Annotated in this window: 25 protein-coding genes; 7 read left to right on the top strand and 18 right to left on the bottom strand. The window is 71.4% G+C overall.

The genetic code is table 11. The features are described from left to right. Positions 1-3: 3 nt before the first annotated feature. The 3 genes from ABCS02_RS02885 to ABCS02_RS02875 all read right to left on the bottom strand — a co-directional run bounded on the left by ABCS02_RS02885 (position 4) and on the right by ABCS02_RS02875 (position 2775). The gene (locus tag ABCS02_RS02885; RefSeq protein WP_345834095.1) at positions 4-810 is read right to left on the bottom strand and encodes an SURF1 family cytochrome oxidase biogenesis protein; all 807 of its coding nucleotides are present in this window, start codon (positions 808-810) and stop codon (positions 4-6) included. A 69-nt stretch (positions 811-879) separates the two neighbouring features. Beyond that, the gene (locus ABCS02_RS02880) at positions 880-2244 is read right to left on the bottom strand and encodes a cation:proton antiporter (protein ID WP_345834094.1); all 1365 of its coding nucleotides are present in this window, start codon (positions 2242-2244) and stop codon (positions 880-882) included. 3 nt (positions 2245-2247) lie between these two features. Further along, on the bottom strand, positions 2248-2775 hold the full coding sequence (locus tag ABCS02_RS02875) for a TrkA C-terminal domain-containing protein (protein ID WP_345834093.1): 528 nt from the start codon (positions 2773-2775) through the stop codon (positions 2248-2250). 114 nt (positions 2776-2889) lie between these two features. Between ABCS02_RS02875 and ABCS02_RS02870 the strand changes: the two genes are divergently transcribed. Together ABCS02_RS02870 and ABCS02_RS02865 are read left to right on the top strand one after the other, a co-directional pair. Next, positions 2890-3150: a type II toxin-antitoxin system Phd/YefM family antitoxin gene (locus ABCS02_RS02870; RefSeq protein WP_345834092.1), complete on the top strand. Its 261-nt coding sequence runs from the start codon at positions 2890-2892 to the stop codon at positions 3148-3150. After that, positions 3147-3401 (top strand): type II toxin-antitoxin system RelE/ParE family toxin, encoded by a 255-nt coding sequence (locus ABCS02_RS02865; protein WP_345834091.1) that lies wholly within the window; start codon positions 3147-3149, stop codon positions 3399-3401. The genes ABCS02_RS02870 and ABCS02_RS02865 overlap by 4 nt, the downstream gene beginning before the upstream one ends. Before the next feature lie 5 nt (positions 3402-3406). On the opposite strand, the gene ABCS02_RS02860 is transcribed toward ABCS02_RS02865, so the two are convergent. Beyond that, entirely contained in the window at positions 3407-5284 is a 1878-nt protein-coding gene (locus ABCS02_RS02860; RefSeq protein WP_345834090.1) for a glycerol-3-phosphate dehydrogenase/oxidase, read from the bottom strand. Positions 5285-5319: 35 nt separating this feature from the next. Then, positions 5320-6456, bottom strand: a complete 1137-nt coding sequence (locus ABCS02_RS02855) for a GuaB3 family IMP dehydrogenase-related protein (protein ID WP_345835161.1) — start codon at positions 6454-6456, stop codon at positions 5320-5322. Between the two features lie 45 nt (positions 6457-6501). Between ABCS02_RS02855 and ABCS02_RS02850 the strand changes: the two genes are divergently transcribed. Beyond that, positions 6502-7644 (top strand): aminotransferase class I/II-fold pyridoxal phosphate-dependent enzyme, encoded by a 1143-nt coding sequence (locus ABCS02_RS02850; protein ID WP_345834089.1) that lies wholly within the window; start codon positions 6502-6504, stop codon positions 7642-7644. A 4-nt stretch (positions 7645-7648) separates the two neighbouring features. Here the strand turns inward: ABCS02_RS02850 and ABCS02_RS02845 are convergent, their stop codons facing one another. From ABCS02_RS02845 to groES, 6 genes are all read right to left on the bottom strand, one after another. Next, positions 7649-8038, bottom strand: coding sequence for a tautomerase family protein (locus ABCS02_RS02845; RefSeq protein ID WP_345834088.1), 390 nt, complete (start codon positions 8036-8038; stop codon positions 7649-7651). A 36-nt stretch (positions 8039-8074) separates the two neighbouring features. After that, entirely contained in the window at positions 8075-9763 is a 1689-nt protein-coding gene (locus ABCS02_RS02840) for an ATP-binding cassette domain-containing protein (RefSeq protein WP_345834087.1), read from the bottom strand. A gap of 321 nt (positions 9764-10084) precedes the next feature. After that, on the bottom strand, positions 10085-11587 hold the full coding sequence (gene guaB, locus ABCS02_RS02835) for an IMP dehydrogenase (RefSeq protein WP_345834086.1): 1503 nt from the start codon (positions 11585-11587) through the stop codon (positions 10085-10087). Positions 11588-11668: 81 nt separating this feature from the next. Beyond that, positions 11669-12856 (bottom strand): Fic family protein, encoded by a 1188-nt coding sequence (locus ABCS02_RS02830; protein WP_345834085.1) that lies wholly within the window; start codon positions 12854-12856, stop codon positions 11669-11671. Between the two features lie 76 nt (positions 12857-12932). Continuing rightward, positions 12933-13868 carry an EamA family transporter RarD gene (gene rarD, locus ABCS02_RS02825; RefSeq protein ID WP_345834084.1) on the bottom strand — a complete coding sequence of 312 codons (936 nt, stop codon included), beginning with the start codon at positions 13866-13868 and terminating at the stop codon, positions 12933-12935. A gap of 121 nt (positions 13869-13989) precedes the next feature. Further along, positions 13990-14286 carry a co-chaperone GroES gene (gene groES / locus ABCS02_RS02820; protein ID WP_055894868.1) on the bottom strand — a complete coding sequence of 99 codons (297 nt, stop codon included), beginning with the start codon at positions 14284-14286 and terminating at the stop codon, positions 13990-13992. 152 nt (positions 14287-14438) lie between these two features. On the opposite strand from groES, the gene ABCS02_RS02815 reads away from it, so the two are divergent. Then, positions 14439-15626, top strand: a complete 1188-nt coding sequence (locus tag ABCS02_RS02815; RefSeq protein WP_345834083.1) for an SAM-dependent methyltransferase — start codon at positions 14439-14441, stop codon at positions 15624-15626. A gap of 6 nt (positions 15627-15632) precedes the next feature. On the opposite strand, the gene ABCS02_RS02810 is transcribed toward ABCS02_RS02815, so the two are convergent. The 4 genes from ABCS02_RS02810 to tsaB form a co-directional block, all read right to left on the bottom strand. Continuing rightward, the gene (locus ABCS02_RS02810) at positions 15633-16268 is read right to left on the bottom strand and encodes a DUF4190 domain-containing protein (RefSeq protein ID WP_345834082.1); all 636 of its coding nucleotides are present in this window, start codon (positions 16266-16268) and stop codon (positions 15633-15635) included. Positions 16269-16371: 103 nt separating this feature from the next. Next, complete coding sequence (gene tsaD, locus ABCS02_RS02805; protein ID WP_345834081.1) at positions 16372-17466, bottom strand: tRNA (adenosine(37)-N6)-threonylcarbamoyltransferase complex transferase subunit TsaD; 1095 nt, start codon at positions 17464-17466, stop codon at positions 16372-16374. Beyond that, entirely contained in the window at positions 17463-17969 is a 507-nt protein-coding gene (gene rimI, locus ABCS02_RS02800; RefSeq protein ID WP_345834080.1) for a ribosomal protein S18-alanine N-acetyltransferase, read from the bottom strand. Before rimI ends, tsaD begins: the two co-directional genes overlap by 4 nt. Next, entirely contained in the window at positions 17966-18586 is a 621-nt protein-coding gene (tsaB, locus tag ABCS02_RS02795) for a tRNA (adenosine(37)-N6)-threonylcarbamoyltransferase complex dimerization subunit type 1 TsaB (RefSeq protein WP_345834079.1), read from the bottom strand. Before tsaB ends, rimI begins: the two co-directional genes overlap by 4 nt. A gap of 68 nt (positions 18587-18654) precedes the next feature. Between tsaB and ABCS02_RS02790 the strand changes: the two genes are divergently transcribed. From ABCS02_RS02790 to ABCS02_RS02780, 3 genes are all read left to right on the top strand, one after another. Beyond that, positions 18655-19908, top strand: a complete 1254-nt coding sequence (locus tag ABCS02_RS02790; RefSeq protein WP_345834078.1) for an ROK family transcriptional regulator — start codon at positions 18655-18657, stop codon at positions 19906-19908. Between the two features lie 80 nt (positions 19909-19988). Then, entirely contained in the window at positions 19989-21296 is a 1308-nt protein-coding gene (locus tag ABCS02_RS02785) for an MFS transporter (protein WP_345835160.1), read from the top strand. 13 nt (positions 21297-21309) lie between these two features. After that, on the top strand, positions 21310-22803 hold the full coding sequence (locus ABCS02_RS02780) for a carboxylesterase family protein (RefSeq protein ID WP_345834077.1): 1494 nt from the start codon (positions 21310-21312) through the stop codon (positions 22801-22803). A 129-nt stretch (positions 22804-22932) separates the two neighbouring features. Here the strand turns inward: ABCS02_RS02780 and tsaE are convergent, their stop codons facing one another. Genes tsaE through ABCS02_RS02765 form a run of 3 tightly spaced genes read right to left on the bottom strand, consistent with a single transcriptional unit; the run spans position 22933 to position 24919 of the window. Beyond that, complete coding sequence (tsaE, locus tag ABCS02_RS02775; protein ID WP_345835159.1) at positions 22933-23400, bottom strand: tRNA (adenosine(37)-N6)-threonylcarbamoyltransferase complex ATPase subunit type 1 TsaE; 468 nt, start codon at positions 23398-23400, stop codon at positions 22933-22935. Positions 23401-23444: 44 nt separating this feature from the next. Continuing rightward, on the bottom strand, positions 23445-24566 hold the full coding sequence (gene alr, locus ABCS02_RS02770) for an alanine racemase (protein ID WP_345834076.1): 1122 nt from the start codon (positions 24564-24566) through the stop codon (positions 23445-23447). Then, the gene (locus ABCS02_RS02765; protein WP_345834075.1) at positions 24563-24919 is read right to left on the bottom strand and encodes a holo-ACP synthase; all 357 of its coding nucleotides are present in this window, start codon (positions 24917-24919) and stop codon (positions 24563-24565) included. The genes alr and ABCS02_RS02765 overlap by 4 nt, the downstream gene beginning before the upstream one ends. Positions 24920-24925 lie beyond the last annotated feature (6 nt).

Below are 24925 nucleotides of genomic sequence, written 5' to 3'. Positions count from 1 at the left end.
GATTTATTCTACGTTCCCGGCGTGCGCCCTCGCGTCGTCGCCGGCGGCCGCCTCGGCCGCCAGCGCGCGCTCCTCGTCCTCGCGCTCCTTGGCATCCCGGACCAGCCGGTACCAGAGGAAGATCGCGAACCCGGCGAAGATGATCCACTCGGCCGCGTAGAAGATGTTGAGCCAGTTGAGCTCGGTCTGCTGGATGGGCGGCGGCGAGTCGATCTTCTCGAGCCCGGCGGGGGCCGACCGGTCGACGACGTACGCGTTGTAGACGTCCATGCCGTCCACCCCGGTCCACAGGTTGTAGAGCTGGCCGACACCGAGGGTCGTCATCGCCCTCGGGTTCTTCTTGTCGCCAGGGACCTGCGGCTGCTCGTCGGGGAGGATGCGGCCGACGATCTTCTGCGGCTCCTCCGGCTGCTGGGCGAGCCGCGCCATGACGGACTTCGCGGCCGCCTCGTCGGGCGCCCAGCCGCGGGCCACGGCGAGCGCGATCCGGTCGCCGCCGCCGGCGTCGACGTCCACATGGGAGACGACCCACCAGCCGGACTTGCCGTAGTTGATCCGGTCGTACAGGAGCTGGTCGTCACCGGCCACGAACGTGCCGGTGAACTCCACGAGCTGGCCGACGGACTTGTCCGTCATCGGCCCGTTCGGCTTCGCGACCTGCGCGAGCGGGAGCACCGTCTCGGTCGGCGCGACGACCGCCTTGCCGGACTCGATGGCGCGTTCGAGCTGCCACTGGCCGAGCGCGGCGAACCCCGCGGCGAGCGCCAGCGCGAAGATCAGGGCGCCGATCCAGCGGGGGCGCAGCATCATCTGCAGCATCGTGGTGCCGCCCTGCGGCGCCTGTGCGCCGGCCGGGCTGCCGGGGGTGGTGTCGATGGGTCAGTCCCGCTTTCGTTCGACGGTCGTGTCCTGCTGCTGCATGGCCTGCTCGACGATCCGGTCCACAGCCTGGCGCGTGTCGTCGCGCCTGTCGTCGCGGCGCGTGTCGGAGTCGAGGTCGGCGGTCGCCGCCTCGACGAGTGCGATCTCCTCGTCGAGCATGGGATCGCGCTTCTTCCGCCGGTCGCGCCGCTTGGACGATCCGGACCGGAGAATCATCGCACCGATCTTCTCGGAGTTCGCTGCGAGGATCGGCCCGATCACGGCCATGATCAGCACGTAGAGACCGGCGAACGGCACGATGCGCGCATCCAGCCCCGCGCTGAGCGAGAGCGTCGCCAGGATGAGCGCGAACTCCCCGCGGTTCTGCAGGATGACCGTGGTGTTGATGCCCGCCTGCGGTCCGAAGCCGTTCAGCCACGCGACGAACTGCCCGGCGAGGATGTTGAGCACGATCGTCATGGCCACCGCGATGAGCACCGGCCCGAGGACGGCGGGGAACTTCGCCGGGTCGAGCTCCAGCCCGAAGTTGAGGAAGAAGAACGCCGCGAACACGTCGCGCAGCGGGATCGCGATGTGCTCGATCTTGTTGCGGTACTTCGTCGCGCCCAGCACGAGCCCGATCAGGAACGCCCCGATCGCGTCGGTGACGCCGAGGATCTCGCCGATTCCGGCGAACAGCACCGCGAGCCCGAAGAACAGGATGGTGAAGAGCTCGTCGTCCTTCGTGCGGAACAGCCGGGAGACGTACCTCCCGCCGAACCGGGCAAGCGTGAACATCACCACCAGGAACAGGAACGCGACCGTCAGCTTGCCGACCACCGGCCAGAGCTGGGTCTCGCCGCTCAGCACCACCGACACGATCGCGAGGTAGATCGCGATGAAGATGTCCTCCACGACCGTCACGCCGAGGATCATCGGCGTCTCGGTGTTGGGGAGGCGGCGCAGCTCGATGAGCAGCTTGGTGACGATCGCCGACGACGACGTGGCCGTCATCCCGGCGATGATGAGCGCCTCCCTGGTGCCCCAGCCGACCCAGAAGCCGAACGCGAGGCCGACGCCCATGTTGATGAGGATGTAGGAGCCGCCGGAGACGACCAGCTTGCCGAAGTTGCCGAAGAACTCGTCCTGGTCGAACTCCAGCCCGAGGTTGAACAGCAGCAGGATGAGCCCGAATACCGCGATGAGCTCGATGTAGTTGCTCTCGAAGTCGAGCGGGAACCAGCCGGTGTGCGGGCTCGCCAGCAGGCCGACGAGCATGTAGATGGGGATCGCGGGGAGCCCCACCAGCTTGCCGAGGCGTCCGAGCACGTACGCGACGAGCAGCAGGATGCCGAGGATGATGAGGTCTTCTCCGAGATGCATGGATCAGCCTCCCGGCGGAGCGTCGGACGTGGCCCGCGCGGTCTGACCGGTGCGGAAGAACGCGAACGCCTTGGCGACCTTCTCGGGGGTGCCCGCGACGACGAGCGTGTCGCCGGGGAAGACCTTGAAGTCGGGTGCGGGCGCCGGATTCGCGGAGTCCCCGCGTACGACGGCCACGACGGTGAGCCCGACGAAGCCGCGGTCGCCGGGCGCTCCGAGCTGCTGGCCGGCGATGTAGTCCTCGTAGTCGACGGAGAACCAGTCGATGCTGAGCCCGGGGATCTGGTCGAGCGCGGTGAGCGACTCGGTGATCTGCGTGCCGCCGAGGAGCTCGGCGAGCGTGTGCGCCTCGTCCTCGCTGAGGCGGAGCGAGACCTTGGTCACGTCGGCGCCGTCCTCGTGATCGGAGAACGTGATCAGGTCGCTGTGCCCGGAGCGGTGGGCGATGACGCCGACCTTGCCCCCGTCGTCCGTCACGAAGGTGTGCAACACCCCGACCCCGGGCAGTTTGACCCGTCGAACGTCAACCATTTTCCGTCTCCATCCGTCGCGGGCACTGGATTACAGCCTACCGGAGCGAGGTGGGCGATCGTACATAATGCACGTATTGCTCTGAAACGTACAGAACGGTGCTAAAATCGCGCCGTGAACCAGATCGCCATCTCCGAAGCCCGCGCTCGGCTGTCGTCGCTCATCGACGAGTCGCACACCGAACCGGTCTATCTGACCCGCCGCGAGCGCGCGGTCGCCGCGATCGTGGACGCCGACCAGCTCAAGCACCTCCTGGAGGACGCCGAGGAGCTCGCCGACATCCGCGCCGTGGATGCAGCGTGGGAGGAGACGGAACGGCTGCGCGAGACGCCCGTTCCGTGGGAGGACGTCAAGCGCGAGCTCGGACTCGCGTGACCTACGAGGTCCAGCTCCTCCAGGCCGCGATCCGATCCATCAAGAAGCTCCCTCCCGAAGGCAAGCGCCGGGTCCAGGCGGTCATCGAACTCCTTGGCGACGATCCGCGGCCGCCCGCCGCGAAGAAGCTCACCGGCCGCGTCGAATGGCGCGTGCGTTCCGGAGACTATCGCGTGCTCTACCGCATCGAGGACGGCATCCTGACCGTCGTCGTGGTGGATGCCGGGCACCGGCGCGAGATCTATCGCTGAGGGACTCACTCTTCCTTCGGAGGCGCGTCTGCCGCGGGTGCTTTCGCGGCCGCCGCCTTCGCCGCCGGCGTCTTCGCCGACGCCGCCTTCGCCGTGCGCGTGACCGCGCCCGCCTTCGCCGCCGCAGCGTCCACGTCCACGATGTCCGGCGCCTCCAACCGCACCCGGTCGGCCGACTCGTCGTCCGGCTGCTGCTGGCTGGCGCGCTCGGCCGCGACCCGCTTCAGGTAGGTCTGCACCTCGCGCTCCTCGCGGCCGGAGTCCCAGCCGAGCACCCCGGCCATCAGCGACGCCGCGACGGGCGCCGCGGAGACGCCGCGGTCCCAGGCCTCGATCGAAATGCGGGTGCGGCGGGCGAGCACGTCCTCCAGGTGGAGGGCGCCCTCGTGACTGGCCGCGTAGACGACCTCCGCGCCGATGTAGTCGTCGGCGCCGGGCAGCGGCTGGGCCAGCGACGGGTCCTCGCGGACCAGGGCGAGGATGTCCTCCGTCATCGTCCCGTAGCGGTTGAGCAGGTGCTCGACGCGCGCCGGGTGGAGGCCGGACTCGCTCGCGATGCGGCCGCGCCGGTTCCACGCGGCCTGGTAGCCCTCCGCGCCGACGAGCGGGATCTCCATCGTCGTGCTGGCCGGGATCTTGCCGTCGAGCGCCGACACCGCGGCGTCGATCGCGTCCTTCGCCATCACCCGGTACGTCGTCCACTTGCCGCCGGCGATCACGACCAGGCCGGGCACGGAGTGCGCGACGAGGTGCTCGCGGGACAGCTTGGAGGTCTCCTCCGACTCGCCCGCCAGCAGAGGGCGCAGGCCGGCGTAGACGCCCTCCACGTCCTCCCGGGTCAGCGGGACGTTGAGCACCTGGTTGACGTGCGCGAGCAGGTAGTCGATGTCGGCCGCGGTCGCCGCCGGGTGCGCCTTGTCGAGGTGCCAGTCGGTGTCGGTCGTGCCGATCAGCCAGTGCCGTCCCCAGGGGATGACGAAGAGCACGCTCTTCTCGGTGCGCAGGATGAGGCCCATCTTCGACTGGAAGCGGTCGCGCGGCACCACCAGGTGGATGCCCTTGGAGGCGCGCACCTTGAACTGACCGCGCTCCCCCACCATCGACTGGGTGTCGTCCGTCCAGACGCCGGTCGCGTTGACCACCTGCTTGGCGCGGATCTCGAAGCGCTCGCCGGTCTCCTGGTCGACCGCCTGCACGCCGACGACCCGCTCCCCGACCTTGAGGAAGCCCTCCACCCGGACGCGCGGCGCGATGTGGGCGCCGTAGTGGGCCGCGGTGCGCGCCAGCGTCGCGGTGTACCGGGCGTCGTCGACCTGCGCGTCGTAGTACGTGATGCCGCCGACCAGCGCGCTCGGCGACATGCTCGGGATGGCCTTGAGCACCTGACGCCGGCTGAGGTGGCGGTGGTGCGGCACCCCCGGCGGGCGGAGGCCGCTGTAGGAGAAGATGTCGTACAGCATCATGCCGGCGCCGATGTAGAAGCGCTCCCAGACGTGCTTGTGCAGCGGGTAGAGGAACCGGACCGGCTTGACCAGGTGCGGAGCGATGCGCTGCAGCAGGAGTCCGCGCTCGATCAGCGCCTCCCGCACGAGCCCGAAGTCGAGCTGCTCCAGGTAGCGGATGCCGCCGTGGACCAGCTTGGACGACCGACTGGAGGTGCCGGACGCGAAGTCGCGGGCCTCCACCAGGCCGACGCTCAGCCCGCGGGTGACCGCGTCGACCGCGCTGCCCACGCCGACGATGCCGCCGCCGACGACGAGGATGTCGAGCTCGGTGTCCTTGAGGGCCTGGATCGCGGCGGCGCGCTCAGCAGGACCGAGGCGTGAGGGGTAGCCCACCGCCGTCGACTGCGCGGTGGTGCCGGACGGGGATGTTGTCGCCATCGTTTCCTCCTCCCCCGGCCGCCGTCGGCCAGGACCTAATGCGATTGACGGTGTTCTTGAGTCAAATAGGGCGCGACCACGACCTCGACGCGCTGGAACTCCTTCAAGTCCGAGTATCCCGTCGTTGCCATGCTCCTGCGCAAGGCCCCCACCAGATTCGCAGTTCCCTCGGCCACCGGCGCCGGCCCGTACAGGACCTCCTCGAGCGGCGCGACCTGGCCCACCGCGACCCGGTTGCCACGCGGAAGCTGCGGGTGGTGCGCCTCCGCGCCCCAGTGCCAGCCGCCGCCGGGCGCGTCGGTGGCGCGGGCGAGCGTGGTGCCGAGCATGACCGCGTCGGCGCCGCAGGCGATGGCCTTGACGATGTCGCCCGAGCTGCCGAGGCCGCCGTCCGCGATGACGTGCACGTACCGGCCGCCCGACTCGTCCATGTAGTCCCGGCGGGCGCCGGCGACGTCCGCGACGGCCGTGGCCATCGGGGCGTGGATGCCGAGGGTGGAGCGGGTGGTGGAGGCCGCGCCGCCGCCGAAGCCGACGAGCACGCCGGCCGCACCGGTGCGCATGAGGTGGAGGGCCGCCGTGTAGGTCGCGGCGCCGCCGACGATCACGGGGACGTCGAGCTCGTAGATGAATTTCTTGAGGTTGAGGGGCTCGACGTTCTTCGAGACGTGCTCGGCCGAGACGGTCGTGCCGCGGATGACGAACAGGTCGACGCCCGCCTCCACGACGGTCTGGTACAGCTCCTGCGTGCGCTGCGGCGAGAGCGCGCCGGCGACGGTGACGCCGCCCTCCCGGATCTCGGCGAGCCGGCGGGTGACGAGTTCGGGCTTGATCGGCTCCGAGTAGATCTCCTGCATGCGCCGGGTCGCCTTGTCGGCGGGCAGCTCGCGGATCTCGGCGAGTAGCGGCTCCGGGTCCTCGTAGCGGGTCCAGACGCCCTCCAGGTCGAGGACGCCGAGCCCGCCGAGCTGGCCCATCATGATCGCGGTGGTCGGCGAGACCACCGAGTCCATCGGGGCGGCCAGGAACGGGATGTTGAACTGGTACGCGTCGATGGTCCAGGCGACCGAGACGTCCTCGGGGTCGCGCGTGCGCCGGCTGGGCACCACCGCGACGTCGTCGAAGGCGTACACGCGGCGGGCACGCTTGGCCCGCCCGATCTCAATCTCCATACTCACGGGTTCAGTCTATGGCGCGGCACTGGCAGAGTAGTCAGGGTGACCGTCGACGCCGAGCCCCTCGCCCGCCTCCGCCAGCGCACGAGCGAGAAGTGGAGTCTGTATCCGGACGACGTGCTCCCGCTGTTCGTGGCCGAGACGGACTACCCGCTGGCCCCGCCGATCGCCGCGGCACTGCACGCCGCGATCGACCGCGGCGACACCGGCTACATCGGCGAGGACGACCACGCCAAGAGCGCCTTCGCCCGCTTCGCGCTGGACACTTGGGGATGGGAGGTCGACCCGGCGTCGGTGCTGACGACGACCGACGTGAGCGTCGTCATCGTAGAGTCGCTGCGCATGCTGATCGCCCCGGGCGACCGGGTGGTGATCACGCCGCCGGTCTACCCGCCGTTCTACGAGTTCATCCCGGAGGCGGGCGGCGTGGTCGAGGAGGTGCCGCTCCTGGACGACGGCACGACCTGGTCCCTCGACCTCGACGGCCTGGAGCGCGCCTTCGTCGGCGGCGCCCGCGCGTTCCTGCTGTGCCACCCGCACAACCCGCTCGGCCTCGTCCACCCGCGGCCCGTTCTGGAGGCCGTGGCCGCGCTGGCCGCACGGTACGACGTGGCCGTGGTGAGCGACGAGATCCACGCGCCGCTGACCCACTCGGACGCGACCTTCACCCCGTTCCTGTCGGTGTCGGACGACGCCCGCCGGGTAGGTCTGGCTGCGCACTCGGCGAGCAAGGCCTGGAACCTCGCCGGAGTGAAGTGCGCACTGATGGTCGCGGCCTCGCCGTCCCGGGCGGCGCAGCTCCACGCCCTCCCGGTGGAGGTGGAGGTGCGCACCAGCCTGCTCGGCCGCATCGCGACGGAGGCCGCGTTCGACGACGGCCGGGAGTGGCTGGCTGGGACGCTGGAGTCGATCGAGGCCAACCGCGTCTTGCTTGGCGGGCTGCTGGCCGAGCACCTCCCGGAGGCCGTCTACCGCGAGCCGCACGCGAGCTACCTCGCCTGGGTCGACTTCCGCGGCCTCGGCTGGGGCGACGAACCGGCCGCGCGCATCCTGGAGGAGGCGCGGGTGGCGCTGGTGCGCGGGCTGGACTTCGGGCGCGAGGGGGCGGGGTTCGCGCGCGTGAACATCGCGTGCTCGCCGGAGGTGCTGACGGAGGCGGTGGAGCGGATCGCGCGGCTGCGCTGACCAGTCAGACGTCGACCGTGTAACCCAGCGCGAGGTCGGCGCCGTTGACACCGCGAATGCCCCAGTTGACCTTCGGGGTCTCGAAGAGGGTGATCTCGACACTGTGCGGAGCGATGCCCGTCGCCGCTCGGATCCGATCGAACAGCTCGGCGATCAGTGCGCGCTTGGCCTCGACCGTCCGCCCTTCGAAAAGGGAGACCTCGACGATCGTGTAATCATCGCCTCGATCGGGAGGATAGACGAAGTCGACCGGGTCCAAGCCGATGAAGCGATGGAACCGCTTCTCGGGCGGATAGGCGAGCGCGCTCACGACCGCGCCGTGGATCGCGGCGGACAGCGCCTCCCGATGCCGGTCGATCGTCGCGCGACGGGCGAAGACGGTTACTTGGGCCATTCGTTGCTCACTTTCTCTCCACGTTTCGGCTGCACCTCACCGCACCCGCTCCACCCGCTTCTCATCCCACACCGGCTCCCCCGCCTCGTACACATTCCCGTCCGCCCCGAACACGAGGTACCGGTCGAAGCCGCGCGCGAACCACCGGTCGTGGGTCACGGCGACGACGGTCCCCTCGTATCCCGCGAGCCCGTCCTCCAGGGCCTCCGCCGACACCAGGTCCAGGTTGTCCGTCGGCTCGTCGAGCAAGAGGAGCGTCGCGCCCGAGAGCTCCAGCAGCAGGATCTGGAGGCGCGCCTGCTGGCCGCCGGAGAGCGACTCGAACGCCTGCTCGGCTGACGCAGCGAGGCCGTAGCGGTCGAGGACGCGGCTGGCGGCCTCCCGGGGCATTCCCGCGCGGCGGTCGTCGCCGCGGTGCAGGATGTCGAGGAGGGTCCGCCCCACCAGCGCGGGATGCTCGTGCGCCTGCGCGAACAGGCCGGGGGCCACCCGGGCGCCGAGCTTCGCGACGCCGGCATGCGGCACCGGCGCACCTGCCACCTCCGCCGACGCGAGGTGACCGGCCGACGGGTCGGGATCGCTCCCTCCGGCGGCGAGGAGGCGCAGGAAGTGCGACTTGCCCGAGCCGTTGGAGCCGAGCACCGCGATGCGCTCGCCGAACCAGACCTCCAGGTCGAACGGACGCATCAGACCGGTCAGCTCGAGGCCGTGGCATTCGATGACGCGGCGGCCGGTGCGGGAGCCGGTCAGGCGCATCCGGACGTTCTGCTCACGCGGGCGCTCCTGCGGCGGCCCGGCCTGCTCGAACTTGGCCAGCCGGGTCTGCGCCGCCTGGTAGGCCGAGGCGAGGTCGCTGTTGTACTTCGCCTTCTCCTTGAAGCGCAGCACCAGGGCCTTCAGCTTGGCGTGCTCCTCGTCCCACCGCCGGCGGAGCTCCTCCAGCCGCGCCATCCTCTCCTCGCGGGCGGCGTGGTAGCCGCCGAACCCGCCGCCGTGCGTCCAGGTGGTGTTGCCCGCGCCGCCGAGCTCGAGGGTGACGATCCGGTCGGCGGCGCGCGCCAGCAGCTCCCGGTCGTGGGAGACCAGGAGCACGGTCTTCGGCGTCGAGCGGAGCTGCTCCTCCAGCCAGCGCTTGGCGGGGACGTCGAGGTAGTTGTCCGGCTCGTCCAGCAGCAGCACCTGCTCCGGGCCGCGCAGCAGCGCTTCCAGGACGAGCCGCTTCTGCTCGCCGCCGGACAGGCTTCGCACGCTGCGGTACTGTGCGCGCTCGAACGGGAGGCCGAGGGCGGCGACGGTGCAGTGGTCCCAGACCACCTCCTGGTCGTAACCGCCGGCGTCGGCGTAATCGGTGAGCGCCGTCGCGTAGCGGAGCTGGGTGTCCGTCTCGTCGCGCTCGATGATCGCCTCCTCGGCCGCGGCGAGCGCCTCCGACGCCCGGCGCACGGCGGCGGGCGCGACGAGCACGAGGAGGTCGCGCACGGTCCGGTCGTCGCGGACGTGCCCGACGAACTGGTCCATCACGCCGAGGCCGCCGTCGATCACGACACCGCCGCTGTCCGGCCGCAGCTCGCCGCGGATGATGCGCAGCAGCGTCGACTTGCCCGCGCCGTTCGCGCCGATCAGCGCGGAGACGCTGCCGTCCCCGACCCGGAACGACACGTCGTCCAGGAGCGGCCTCACGTCGGCGAGCGCGTACGAGACGCCCGAGACGTCGATGTGACCCATGACCGGAATCCTGTCTTCCCCGTTGACAAAGCCTTCCAGCTTAGACGAAACCGCCGCCCACGCCCAGCGCCGGCAACGGAGGACATCCCCGCCCGCGCATCCCCGAAACGCACACAACGGAGGAGATCCGAGCCCGCCCCGGCCGGATCTCCTCCGTTACCCGACCCTTACGGTTTCCCGCGACCGGATCTCCTCCGTTCGCGACGGGCAACGCTAGCGGAGGAGATCCCCGCCCGCGCACCCCCAAAAAGCAGACAACGGAGGAGATCCGGGCCCGGGTGGGGCGGATCTCCTCCGTTGGCGGAAGAGGTGACGGGAGGGTCAGCGGCGGTAGTTGGGGGCCTCCACGACCATCTGGATGTCGTGGGGGTGCGATTCCTTGAGCCCGGCCGCGGTGATCCGGACGAACCGGCCGCGCTCCTTCAGCTCCGGGATGGTGCGCGCGCCGACGTAGAACATCGACTGGCGGAGGCCGCCGACGAGCTGGTACGCCACCGCGGACAGCGGGCCGCGGTACGGGACCTGGCCCTCGATGCCCTCGGCGATGAGCTGCTCGTCGCTCGGGACGTCCGCCTGGAAGTAGCGGTCGCGCGAGTACGAGGTCTTCTTGCCGCGGGTCTGGAGGGCGCCGAGCGACCCCATGCCGCGGTAGTTCTTGAACTGCTTGCCGTTGACGAACACGAGGTCGCCGGGCGACTCGGCAGTTCCCGCCAGCAGCGAACCGAGCATGACGCTCTCCGCGCCGGCGACCAGCGCCTTGGCGATGTCGCCCGAGTACTGGAGGCCGCCGTCGGCGATCAGCGGGACGTCCGCCGCGCGCGCGGCCAGCGAGGCCTCGTAGACCGCGGTCACCTGCGGCACGCCGACGCCGGCGACGACGCGGGTGGTGCAGATCGAGCCGGGCCCGACGCCGACCTTGATGGCGTCCGCGCCCGCGTCGATGAGCGCCTGCGCGCCGGAGCGGGTCGCGACGTTGCCGCCGATGACATCCACGTGCGAGGCTCGCGGCTCGTGCTTGAGCCGGTGGATGATGTCGAGCACACCCGCGGAGTCGCCGTTGGCGGTGTCCACGACGATGACGTCCACGCCCGCGTCGACGAGCGTCATCGCGCGGTCCCACGCGTCGCCGAAGAAGCCGATCGCGGCGCCGACGCGGAGGCGGCCCTCGTCGTCTTTGGTGGCGAACGGGTACTTCTCGCTCTTGTCGAAGTCCTTGACGGTGATGAGCCCGCGGAGCCGGCCGTCGGCGTCCACGAGCGGGAGCTTCTCGATCTTGTGCTCGGCGAAGATGGCGACCGCGGAGTCCGGGTCGATGCCGACCGGCGCGGTGATGAGCGGCATGCGGGTCATCACGTCGCGCACGAGCGTGGTGGACCGCTCGAACGGGGAGACGAAGCGCATGTCGCGGTTGGTGATGATGCCGACGAGCTTGCCGTCGCCCTCCACGACCGGGAGGCCGGAGACGCGGAACTGCCCGCAGAGGAGGTCGACCTCCTCGACGGTGGCGTCCGGGGTGGTGGTCACCGGGTTGGTGATCATGCCCGACTCGGACCGCTTCACCTTGTCGACGTTGGTGGCCTGATCCTCGATGGACAGGTTCCGGTGGATGATGCCGATGCCGCCGTGCCGGGCCATGGCGACGGCCATGCGCGACTCGGTCACGGTGTCCATGGCGCTGGAGAGGAGCGGGGTCGCCATGCTGATCCGCTTGGTCAGGCGAGTCGAGGTGTCCGCCTCGCTCGGGATGACGTCGGTGTGCCCGGGAAGGAGCATGACGTCGTCGTAGGTCAAACCGATGAATCCGAACGGATCCGCCTGGTCCATTTCACCCCTATCAAGGTCGCGCGAGTTGTGGATGTCTCATCGTAACGGCACAAGCTGGGCGGTTATTCCGCGGCGGGGAGGTCACGGCGCCTCCCTGCGACCCGCCCGCCTGGCGAACCCGTCGATGGCCGCCAGGATCTGGTCCGAGCGCCAGAACGGGCCGACGTCGTGCTCCGCTTTCGACTTGACGATGCCGGCGTCGAGAAGGGCCTTCATCGGCGGGTAGACATTCGGAGGCTGCACGCCGAGCTCCCGTGCGACCGCCACCGCATCCAGCACCGGACGCCGCACGAGGATGTCGAGAATCTTCCACGCATTGCTGTCTCGGCGTGCGGTCAGCCGCTCGCCCCACTCCGCACGGATTCCGTCGATGTCCGACACCAAGCGTCGCGCATTCCCGACAGCGCGCAGCGACGCGTCAGCGAAGGCGCGGACGATCGGGGCGACATCACCCCTGCGGTACGCCGTGAGCGCAGCGTGGTAGCCCTCCACATCCGCGAGCAGGCCCGCCGACACCGGGACGGCGACGCTCCGCGTGATGCCGCGATGGCGAAGCATGGCCTGGGCCAGCGCGCGCCCGGTACGGCCGTTGCCGTCGGTGAACGGGTGGATCGTCTCGAACTGGGCATGCGCCACGGCGATGGCCACCAGCGAGGGGAGGTCCGGTCGGTCGGCGAAGGCCACCAGATCGTCGACGAGTGCGGGAACCCGTTCGCTCGCGGGCGCGACGAAATCCGCGCCGACCGGGCTGTCGGAGCGCGTCCCGATCCACACGGCCTCCTGACGCCACTCCCCCGGCGTGTGCCGCGGCTGGTCGTGGAGCAGGACCTCGTGCATGGTGAGGATCGCGTCGACCGAGATGTCCTGGGAGAGATCGAGCGCAGCTTGAAGGGATCGGGTGTTGGCGGCGATCTCCTGCGCGTTGCGACCCGTCTTCCCGCCGAGTTCGGCGCTGAAGATCGCACGCGCCGACGCGGTCAGGTTCTCGATCTGGGAGGACGACGCCGCCTCGGAGCGCAGCAGCACGGGAGCGAAGGCGCTCACCCGCGATCCGAGTTCGGCGTCGAACCGGCTCAGCTCCCGGTCGGCCTCTTCGGCCGCCGCGAGGGTGGCGGCGTCAGGGTGCGGGTCGAGCCTCGCGATCAACGGCGGGACAGCAGCACGATAAGCGCGCCGGACGCTCCGCCGTTCGGCCGCGGCTCCCCAGGCAGTGCTCGGGACCCAGACGCGCTCTTCCCAGTCGAGCGCGGGCCAGGGACCGGAAGCCATAACGCCTCCCGACAAGATTATGAGCTAGACAATTAGCTCATAATATCTGCGAACGTCATTATGAGCTAGACCCCCCTCACTCCACCGTCGCGAGATCCAGCTCCGCCTGCCTCTTCCCCTGCCGGGCCGCCACGATCATGTCGACGCTGAGGATGGCGAGGGCCAGCCAGACGATCGCGAAGCCGATCCAGCGCTCGGGCGGCATCGCCTCGTTCAGCACCGCCACGCCGACCAGGAACTGGATGAACGGCGCGAAGTACTGGATGAAGCCCATGTAGACCAGCGGCAGGCGCCGGGAGGCCGCGGCGAAGAACAGCAGCGGCACGGCGGTGATCACGCCCGCGCCGACGAGCAGCACCGTGTGCCACGGGCCGTCGCTGCCGATCGTCAGGCCGACCGTGAGGCTCACGACCACGAGCTGCACGATCGCGACCGGGGTCAGCCACATCGTCTCCAGCGTCAGCCCGGAGACGGCGTCGACCCGCCCGCCGACGCGCTTCTTGATGAGGCCGTAGAAGCCGAACGAGAACGCCAGGATGAGCGCGATCCACGGCACCTGCCCGTAACCGACCGCGAGCACGATCACGGCGATCACGCTGACGCCGACCGCCACCCACTGGGCGACGCGGAGCCGCTCGCGCTGGACGATCACGCCGAGGAACACCGTCACGATCGGGTTGATGAAGTAGCCGAGCGCGGCCTCCACGACGTGACCGCTGACCGTGGCCAGCACGTATGTCTGCCAGTTGACGTAGATGAGCGCTCCGGCGAGGCCCATCGTGAACAGGACCCTGCGGTCCTTCAGGAGCGTGCCGAACGTGCGCCAGGATCGCGTCACGGTGAGCGCGATCGCGCAGAACACCAGCGAGAAGAGCACCCGCCAGGCGACGATCTCCCAGGCGCTGGCCGGCGCGAGCGCCAGGAAGTAGATGGGGAGGACGCCCCAGAGGACGTAGGCGGAGATCGCGTAGGTCAGGCCGGACCTGCGGTGTTCGGTGAGGGGCTGCGGCACTCCCACGACACTACTCCGAACCGCCGGACACGGACGGACCCGGTGGAGGCCGCACGCAGCCCGCAGGGACGACGAAGGCCCGGGCGCAGCAGCGCCCGGGCCTCGGCCGAAAGAAGGTGCGTCAGCGAACGACGACCGCGAGGACGTCGCGAGCCGAGAGGACCAGGTAGTCCTCGCCGCCGAACTTGACCTCGGTGCCCCCGTACTTGGAGTAGATCACCTTGTCGCCGACGGCGACGTCGAGCGGAACGCGGTTGCCGTTGTCGTCGATGCGGCCCGGTCCGACGGCGACGACCTCGCCCTCCTGGGGCTTCTCCTTGGCGGTGTCGGGGATGACCAGACCGGAGGCAGTGGTCTGCTCAGCCTCGACCTGCTTGATGACGATGCGATCTTCGAGCGGCTTGATGGAGACCGACACGGTTGACCTCTTTCTTTGGTGAACTCAGTCTTTGCGAACTCAATGCGTTGCGCGGCTTGCGTTAGCAAACTCGCACGGAGAGTGCTAACACCGAGTCTAGGGGGTGCGTTAGCAGTCCCGCAACGTGAGTGCCAGAAGGTAGCGTGGTCCACATGGACCGGTCCGAACTCGTCGAGCTGCTGAGCCCCGAAGGCCTCCGGCTGCTCGACTCGCTGCCCCCGTACCGGTCCGAGAAGGACGTGCTCGCGATGGTCACCGACCTCCGCAAGCAGGGCCACTCCCCCGGCCTGGTCGCGGCCGTGCTGACGCAGGCGAAGCTGCGGAAGAAGGCGGTCGGCAAGTTCGGCGAGTTCGCCTCCCGGATGCTGTTCACCGAGGCGGGGCTGGAGCAGGCGACGCGCCTGTCGGTCGCTGCGCGCCACGCCGGCCGGTTCCGGGCGGCCGGGCTGACCCGCGTCGCGGACCTCGGCTGCGGCATCGGCGGCGACGCGCTCGCCCTCGCCGCGCTGGAGCTGGAGGTTCTGGCGGTCGACGCCGACGAGGTCACGGCCGCGATCGCCGCCTTCAACCTCGCGCCGTTCCCGTCCGCGACGGTCGAGCACCGGCGCGCGGAGGACGTCAGCCTCCGGGCGATCGACGGCGTCTTCCTCGACCCGGCCCGGCGCACGGCCGGCCACACGGACACCGACCGGCTGACCGACCCCGACGACTACACGCCGTCCCTCGGCTTCGCGTACGAGCTCGCGACCGGCCGCTCGGTCGGGCTGAAGCTCGGCCCCGGCTTCGACCGCGACCTCATCCCGTCGACCGCGGAGGCCCAGTGGGTGTCCGCCGACGGGCAGGTGGTGGAGCTCGGGCTCTGGTTCGGCGCGCTCGCCCGCACGGGCATCCGGCGCGCGGCCCTGGTGCTGCGCGGCGACGAGGCGAACGAGCTGACGGCGGAGGCCGACAGCGAGGACGCCGAGACCGGCGAGCTCGGCGAGTACCTCTACGAGCCGGACGGCGCGGTCATCCGCGCGCGCCTGATCGGGGACCTCGCCCGGCGGATCGACGGACGGATGCTCGGCGACGGCATCGCTTACATCACCGCCGACGAGCCGGTGCCGACGCCGTTCGCGGCGGGCTTCCGCATCCTGGAGACCCTGCCGTTCGCCGAGAAGGACCTCAAGAAGGCGCTGCGCTCACGCGGGATCGGCACGCTGGAGATCAAGAAGCGCGGCGTGGACGTCGACCCCGCCGCGCTCCGGACGCGCCTCAAGCTCTCGGGCGATCGCCCTGCGACCCTGATCCTGACCAGGGTCGCAGGACGTCACACGGCGTTGCTCGCCGAGCGCCTCTGAGCCCGGTCAGTACCGGTAGGTGTTCGAGAAGCTGGCCAGGAAGATCCCCCAGAAGATCCAGAAGATGACCGCGATGGCGACCGACACGAATCCGAGGATGATCCCGGTGAGCCAGAAGCCCTTGGCCTGCGGCTCCCTGGTGCGGCCGATGAAGCCGAGGACGATGGCGGCGACGCCGAAGACGGCGCCGATCCCGAACGCGAGGTTCAGGACGATGCCCGCGATGCCGCCGACGAGCGACAGGATGCTGAGGATCGGCGACTTGGTCGCGGGCGCCGTCGCGTAGGGCTGCGCGTAGCCGGGCGCGGGCTGGCCGTAGGCCGGCTGACCGTAACCGGGCTGGCCGGGCTGCTGACCGTAGGGCTGCTGCCCATACGGCTGCTGACCATACGGCTGCTGGCCGTACGGCTGCTGTCCATAGGGCTGCTGACCGTACGGCTGCTGCGGCGCGCCGTACCCGGGAGCGGCCGGCTGCGCGGGGGGCGCGGGAGGCGCAGGAGGTGCGACCGGAGGCGTCGGCGGGACGCCGTCGGGCGCCGCCGCGGGCGGGATGTCGGAGGACGGCGGAACCGGCTGGGCCGGCGTGCTGCCGTCCGTCCCTTCGGGCTCCGGGGCGCCGGAGGGGGTGTTCGGATCGGACATGCTGCCCATCTCCTTCTCTGGTGAGTTCCTGAGAAATGTCTGTACTGAATCCATCGTCTCAGCGGGCGGACAGCGTGTCAACGCATGCAATCTCCCGGCCGGCTCAGACCTCCGCGACCTGGATGTCCGTGACCGGGAGCGTGGAGTCCGCGCCGAAATCCAGCCGGCTCGGCGAACGGCCGGCCATGATCAGCTGCGCGCCGAGCGCCGCGATCATCGCGCCGTTGTCGGTGCACAGCGAGAGGGCCGGGATCCGCAGGGCCACCCCCGCCTCGGCCGCTCGCTGCACCGCGAGCTGACGCACCCGCGCGTTCGCGACGACACCGCCGCCGAGCAGCAGGCGCGGCACGTCGTGGTCGAGGCACGCGGCGATCGCCTTGGTGATCAGCACATCCGCCACGGCCTCCCGGAACGACGCGGCGACATCGGCGACCGGCACCTCCTCGCCGGCGTCCTGGCGCTGCTCGACCCAGCGCGCGACCGCGGTCTTCAGACCGGAGAAGGAGAAGTCGTAGCGGTGCCGCTCCAGGTCCTTCGGCTTGGTCAGGCCGCGCGGGAACCGGATGGCGCGCGGGTCGCCGTCCGCGGCGACGCGGTCGATCTGCGGACCGCCCGGGTACGGGAGGCCGAGCACGCGCGCCACCTTGTCGAACGCCTCGCCCGCGGCATCGTCGATCGTCTCGCCCAGCAGCTCCACGTCGGAGACCAGGTCGCGCACGAGCAGCAGCGAGGTGTGGCCGCCGGAGACCAGCAGCGCGACGGTCGGCACCTCGACCGGGTGGCCCGGGCCCCCCGCCGCGTCCAGGACGTCCGCCCCGACGTGGCCGACGAGGTGGTTGACGGCGTACAGCGGCTTGCCGAGCGACAGCGCAAGCGCCTTCGCGGCGCCGACCCCGACCATGAGCGCGCCGGACAGCCCCGGCCCGCTCGTCACGGCGATGGCGTCGACGTCGGCGAGCTCGATCCCGGCGTCCGCGACGGCGGTGCGCAGCGTCGGGGTGAGCGCCTCCAGGTGGGCGCGCGCCGCGACCTCCGGGACGACGCCGCCGTACCGGGCGTGCTCCTCCATCGAGGAGGCGATCGTGTTGGAGAGCAGCGTCGTGCCGCGCACGATGCCGACGCCGGTCTCGTCGCAGGAGGTCTCGATGCCGAGGACGAGCGGCCCGTCGCCGTGCGATCCGTGCTGAGCGTCGTTCATGCGATCGTGGTCTCCGGGGTCGGGACGGTCAGGCGCATCACGATCGCGTCCACCCCGTCCGGCTGGTAGTAGCGCGGCCGCACGCCGATCTCCTCGAAGCCGAGCGTGCGGTAGAGGGTCTGGGCGCCGGGGTTGTCGGCGCGCACCTCCAGGAACACCTCGCGGGCGCCGCGGTTGCGGGCCTCCCCGATGAGGGCGAGCATGAGGGCACGCCCGAGGCCGTGCCGCCGCGCGTTCGGCGCCACGGCGATGGTCTGGATGTCGCCCTCGCCCGCGCCGCGCGGGGCGAGCAGGCCGGCGTAGCCGTCGATGCGGTCCGGGTCGTCGAGCCCGACGGCGACCAGGTAGTACCCGTGCGCTCCGGTCACCTCGGAGCGCATCGACTGCTCCGACCACGCGTCGGTGACGAAGGTCGCGCGCTCAAGCAGTATGATCGCGTCGACGTCCGCCTCGGTGGCGCGGCGGAGCTGCCAGGACGGCGCGCTCGGCCTCGGCTCGCTCACGCGCTCACCCGCTTCGGGCCGGCCGAGAGCGTGACATCCGGCGAGCGCAGGTACAGCGGCTCGTCGCGGTCGAACGGGAGGCCGGCGGCGAAGCGCAGCTCGGCGATCATCCCGAGGAGTCCGGCGGAGACGGTGGCCGCTTCTTCACGTGGCAGGTCGGGATGCGGCAGCGCGTCCGGCTTGTCCAGGCCGGGCCCGTCGAGCCGGACCGGGAGGCCGTGCTCGTCCACGCCCGCATACGCCGTCCAGTAGCGCTCGCGGCGGCGCGCGTCGGTCACGACCAGGAGCGGGCCGGCGTGGCCCGCGAGGTAGCGCTCGTACGCCACCGCGTCGTGGCTGACGACGGGGACGAGCGGGCGTCCGGCGCCGAACGCGAACGCGGTCGCGGCGGCGATGCCGACCCGGAGGCCGGTGAACGGACCCGGCCCCATCCCCGCCACGACGCCGGACAGCGCGTCCGGGCGCGTGCCGGAGGCGTCGAGCGCCGCGGCGATGAGGTCGCCGATCACCTCGGCGTGCCGCATGGTGTCCGGCTCCGTCACTTCGGCGAGGATGCCGCCGTCACGGTCGACCACGGCGACACTCGTGCCCGCGGAGGTGTCGATGGCGAGGAGCATGCCTCCAGCCTAGGCGGGATGCGGGCCGCTGCGGACTCGTCCGGTCGCCCGTGTGCGAAGCTGTCGGCATGGCGTCCTCCCCGTCCGGCTCACTGGTCTCGGCCGACGTGCGCCGCCACAACCTGGCGCTCGTGGCGCACCGGCTCGCGCAGCAGGGCCCGCTGTCGCGCAGCCAGCTCGCCGACGCCACCGGGCTCGCCCGCGGCTCCGTGACCGCGCTCGTCGCCGCACTGGTGGAGGCCGGGGTCGTGCGCGAGTCGGAGGAGCCGGAGTCCGCGCCGCGCGGGTCCGCCTCCCGCGGCCGCCCGCTCACGCTGCTGCGCCTGGCGGCGGACGACGTCGCCCTCCTCGTCCTCCAGCTCGACGCCGACCAGGCGACCGCCGTCCTCACGGCGGTGGACGGTCACGCGCTGTTCCGGGCCTCCGAACACCACGGCCGCCCGATGGGCGACCCCGGGCGGGTGCTCGACGTGCTCGCCCGCGTACTCGCCCGCACTCTCGACGCCGCCGCCGGACTCGGCCGGCGCGTGGTGGACCTGACCGTGGTCGTGTTCGCGCCGATCGGCGGAACGCCTCCCGTCGTGGTGGCGGACACCGACCTCGAATGGGGCGCGGTCGACGTGCTCGGTGAGCTCCGGCGACGGGTCCCGGAGCTGCCGACCGCCACGCTGGCGAGCGACGGCACGGTCGCAGCGCTGGCCGAGCTCTCGGAGCTGGAGGCCGCCGGCTCGGCAATCCGCGACCTGGTCTACGCCAAGAGCAACTCGGGAATCGGCGGCGCGGTCGTCGCGGAGGGCGCCCTCGTCGCCGGCGCGCACGGCTTCGCGGGCGCGTTCGGCCACCTCTCGGTCGATCCGCACGGTGTCCGTTGTCTGTGCGGCCAGCGGGGCTGCCTCGTCACCGTGGCCGGCCCGGACGTGGTGCTGGCCGAGGCCGGGCTGACCGCCGAGGTCGGCGAGCACGGGCTGACGGAGGCGCTGCGCGAGCTGGTCGCCCGCATCCAGGGCGGCGACGCACGGGCGACCGCCGCATGGGAGGCCGCGCTGCCGTGGATCGCCCACGCCCTCCGCATCGTGGCGATGACCGTCGACCCGGAGGTCGTCGTGCTGGGCGGGTACTGGAGCGAGCTGGCGGACTCCATCGCCGGCGCGTTCGCGCAGGATGGCCCCTCGATCGCGGCGACCGCGACGCCGATCGCCGTGGTCGCGGGACGGCTGGGCGAGGATGCGGCCCTGCTCGGCGCGGCGCGCGTCGCGCGAGACGCCCTCCTCGACGACCCTCTCGCGCTGACCACGAGCCCGTCGCCGTCCTCCGTGATTTGATTCGACGCTTGAATTAATCGCAGGGATGCGTCATGCTTACGCGGGTAATCACACCCTCGAAAGGACCGACCGTGACGACGATGTCATCGAGCTCCCCCGATCCAGCGCCCCTCTCCGCAGCAACGGCCGCGGCGCCCGACACCGACGCGGTGGACACTGCGGGCACCGTCAGCCCGCTCGCCCGCCGCGGCCTGCTCCCCTCGCTCGCGATCACCTCGCTGGTGCTCTTCGCGACCTATTCCGGCCTGATCAGCGTGCTGCTGCCCAACCAGGTCACGAACATCGACCCGGCTCATAAGGTGGCCAACCTCGCGATCGTGACCACGACCTCCTTCGTGTTCACGCTGTTCGCGCAGCCGATCGTCGGCGCGTTCAGCGACCGCACGCGCTCCCGGATGGGCCGCCGCGCGCCCTGGATGGTGATCGGCACCGCGGTCGCCGCCGCGTTCCTGATCGGGCTCGGCTCGCTGCAGTCCATCCTCTGGATCACGGTGTTCTGGGTCGTCATCCAGGTGGCCCTGAACGCGATGCAGGGACCGCTCAGCGCCATCACGCCCGACCGCTTCCCGCGAAGCCGCCGCGGCGTGGCCTCCGCGATGGTCGGGATCGGCACGATGGCCGGCAGCACCATCGGCGTCATCGTGGCGGGCATCCTCGCCGCGAACGTCGGCCTCGCGTACTCGGCGTTCGGGATCGTCGTGCTCCTGGTCACGCTCGGCTTCGTGCTGTTCAACCGCGACTACTCCAGCAAGGGCATCGAGCTGCCGCCGTTCCGCTGGAGGGCGTTCTTCGCCGGCTTCTGGATCAACCCGCGCAAGCACCCCGACTTCGCCTGGGCGTTCGCGGCGCGGTTCCTGTTCATCCTCGGCTACTTCGTTGCGTTCAGCTACCAGCTCTTCATCCTGACCGACTACATCGGGATGTCGCTGAAGCAGGCGAACGCCCAGATCGGCGTGATCAGCCTGGCGTCGCTCGCAACCACCGTCGTCTCGGTCGCCCTCGCCGGCTGGCTGAGCGACAAGCTCGGGCGCCGCAAGCTATTCATCTACCTCGCGTCCGTGCTGATGATCGTCGGTCTCGCGATGCCGCTGCTGACGCCCACCGTCACCGGGATGCTGCTGATGTCGGCGATCAACGGCTTCGGCTTCGGCCTCTACATGGCGTGCGACACCGCCCTGATGACCGAGGTGCTGCCGGGCGGCGGCGTCGCGGCCGCCAAGGACCTCGGCATCCTCAATGTGGCCACCAACATCCCGCAGGCGCTCAGCCCCGCGATCGCGGCCGTGCTGATCGGCGCGGTCGGCGGCTACCCGGCGCTGTTCGTGTTCGCGATGGTGTGCGTCGCGCTGGCCGCCCTCGTCCTCATCCCCATCAAGTCCGTCCGCTGAGAAGGAGAGCCCCGTGACAGACAGCACCCTCGACCGACCCGAAGTCACCACCGCGGGAGGCCGTGTGCGCGGCCGCTGGCGCGACGGCTCGGCCGCCTTCCTCGGCATCCCGTTCGCCGAGCCGCCGGTGGGCGACCTGCGCTTCGCCGCCCCGGTCCCGCACCGCCCGTGGGACAGCGTGCTCGACGCCGGCGAGCACGGCGCGACCCCGCAGCGCAAGGCGCTCGCGGAGATCACCCTCATCCCCGAGCCGTCTTACCCCGGCGAGTCGACGCTCAACGTGGACGTGTTCACGCCGCGACCCGGCGACGCCGACGCGAAGCTGCCCGTGCTGGTCTACATCCACGGCGGCGGCTACGTCGCGGGGTCGCCGGCCAGCCCCTGGTATGACGGCGCCGCCTTCAACCGCGACGGGATCGTGACGGTCAGCGTCTCGTACCGGCTCGGCTTCGACGGCTTCGGCTGGATCGAGGACGCGCCGGCGAACCGCGGCGTGCTCGACTGGATCCTGGCGTTGGAGTGGGTGCGCGACAACATCGCGTCGTTCGGCGGCGACCCGTCGGCGGTCACGATCGCGGGCCAGTCGGCCGGCGGCGGTGCGGTGCTCACCCTGCTGACGGTGCCGCGCGCGGCCAGTCTGTTCCAGCGGGTCTACTCGATCTCCGGCACCACGGCGAGCGTGACGCTGGACGACGCCGAGCGCTACGGTCGCGCCCTCGCCGCCGCCGCGGGAGTCGCGCCCACCCGGGCCGGGCTGTCCACGCTGACCGAGGAGCGCATCCTGGCGCTGCAGGGCGAGGAGGACGCGGTCACCTCGCCGGAGGCGCCGAGCGACCCGCTGGCCCCGCTGCGCGCGCTGGCCTCCGGTTCGGCGCTGCGCTGGGCTCCGGTCGTGGACGGCGACCTCGTGCCCGCGCCCATCGGCGCGGCGATCGCGGACGGGATCGGCGCGGACAAGGCGCTGGTGCTGGGCGCGACGGACAACGAGTTCACTATGGCGGTCGCCGATCTGCGCGACGCACTGGCCGGGACCGACCCGGCCGGGCTGCTGGCCTCCGTCGGCGTCCCGGCGGAGGCCGCGGACGCCTATGTCGCCGGCCACCCAGGGCTCGACACCGCCGGGACCCTCGGGCAGTTCGTCACGGACGCGATGTTCCGGGCGCCCGCCCGCGAGATCGCGGAAACCCGCGCGGCTGCCGGCGCCCCGGCCTGGATCTACCGGTTCGCGTGGACGTCGCCGACGTTCGGCGCGGCCGTGCACTGCCTCGACGTGCCGTTCTTCTTCGACTGCCTCGACAGCGAGCGGGTGGGCTACATCGCCGGGGAGCAGCCGCCGGCCTCCCTCGCCGACGACGTGCACGGGGCGGCGGTGCGGTTCATCGCCACGGGCGACCCGGGCTGGCCGGCCTACGTGCTGCCGGAGCGCGACGTGCAGGTGTTCGACGTCCCGACCACGGCCGCGGGGGATGGCCTGGCCGACGTCGGCGTGCTTCAGAGCGCGCGCTGACGTCACCGCCCGCGCCGACGGAGGCGACGCCGCCGGCGCGGGCACACTCCTCCACCGCCTACTCGAAGGGCACGTAAACGCCCCTAAAACCGCGTTTTAGGGGCGTTTACGTGCCCCTCGGCGGTGTGGTCAGGCGGCCCAGCGGGGTCCGAAGCCCGTCACGGTGACCGTGCGCGGCTCGTCCGCGTCCAGGTCGACGTCACCGAGGTCCACCGCGCCCAGGTCGTCGTCCGTGGCCCCGGCTCCACCGGTCGGCCGCACGATGTCGACCTCCAGCCACGACTCCGCGACGCCGTCGAGCATGCCGCCGCCCCACTCGACGACCACCACCGAGCCGGCGAAGTCGATGTCGAGGTCGTCCAGCTCCACGGCGCTGCCGAGCCGGTATGCGTCGACGTGGACCAGCGGCGCCCCGTCGGCCAGGCTCGGGTGCGTGCGGGCGAGCACGAAGGTCGGGCTCGTGACCGGGCCGCGGACGCCGAGGCCCTCGCCGATCCCGCGGGTCAGCGTCGTCTTTCCGGCGCCGAGCGGGCCGGTCAGCACCACGAGGTCGCCCGCGACCAGCATCCCAGCCAGCTCCAGCCCCAGCGTGTGCATGTCCTCGCCGGTGTCGACCGTGCGCTCGATCAGGACCCGACCGCTCACGCCGCTCCCCCGCGGTACGTGCGCCGCAGCCGGCCGCCCAGGCGCGTGACGATCTCGTAGTTGATCGTGTCCGCGGCCTCCGCCCAGTCGTCCGCGCCCGGAACGCCCGTCGCCGGATCACCGAACAGCACGACCTCGTCGCCGACCGCGACCTCGGCGTCGCCGACGTCGACCACGAACTGGTCCATCGCGACCCGGCCGGAGATGCGATAGCGCTTCCCGGCGATGGACACCGGCCCTCGGCCCGAGGCGTGGCGCGGGATGCCCTCGGCGTACCCGAGCGGGACGAGCGCGAGCGTCGTCTCGGCCTCCGTGCGGTAGGTGTAGTCGTAGGAGACGCCGGTCCCCGCTGCCACCCGGCGCACCGCCGCGACCCGGCCGCGCAGCGTCATCGCCGGGCGGAGGCCCAGCTCGGCCGCGGACTCGGCGCCGAACGGGCTGAGCCCGTAGACCGCCAGCCCGAACCGCACCAGGTTGAACCGGGACTCCGGGAGGCTGAGCGCGGCGGCGCTGGCGGCGATGTGGCGGAGCTCCGGACGCAGACCGGCCGCCTCGGCGCGCTCGACGCCCCACGCGAATCTGGCTATCGCCGCCCGGTCGTCGTCGGGCGTCGCGTTCGACAGGTGACTGAACAGGCCGCGCACCACGAGCGTGCCCGACTCCTCCAGCTCGTGGGCCCGCGCGACGACGGCCTCCCACTCGGAAGCGGGGATGCCGTTGCGGCTGAGGCCCGTCTCCAGCTTGAGCTGCACGACCGCCGGCCGGTCGGCGCTGCCTGCAGCGGCCACGGCCTCCAGCTGCGCGCGCGACGAGATGCCCACATCCAGGCCGGCGGCGACGGCGGCCGCGAAGTCCTCGTCGGGATCGTGCAGCCAGGCGAGCACGGGCGCGTCGATGCCCGCCTCGCGCAGCGCGAGCCCCTCGGAGATGTCGGCGACGCCCAGCCAGTCCGCGCCGCCGGCGAGGGCCGCGCGGGCGCACTCGACCGCGCCGTGCCCGTAGGCGTTCGCCTTCACCACGGCCATCACGTGCTCGGTCCCGACGATCTCCCGCAGGCGTGCGACGTTCGCGCTCACCGCGTCCAGGTCGACGACGGCCTCCCGGAACCCGCCGCTCACGCGTCGCGCTCCAGCACCACGAACGCGGAGGCGATCCCGGCGTCGTGCGACATCGACACGTGGATGTGCGCGATGCCGCGCTCGGCGACCTGGCGTCCAACGACGTTGTGCAGCACGAAACCCGGGTTCCTCTCTTCGTCGGGCACGATCTCCATGTCGTGCCAGCGCACGCCCTCCGAGCCGCCGAGCGCCTTGATCAGCGCCTCCTTGGCGGCGAAGCGCGCGGCGAGGGAGTGCACAGGCAGGCCGCGCTCGGCCTCCGTGAAGAGACGCTCGCGCAGCTTCGGGGTGCGCTCCAGCGATCGGGCGAAGCGCGCCAGATCGACGACGTCGATCCCGATGCCGGCGATCACGGCGAC

This window comes from Microbacterium sp. X-17 (assembly GCF_039615055.1).
The sequence above is the reverse complement of the archived record's forward strand: the minus strand, read 5'-3'. Positions and strand labels throughout refer to the sequence as shown.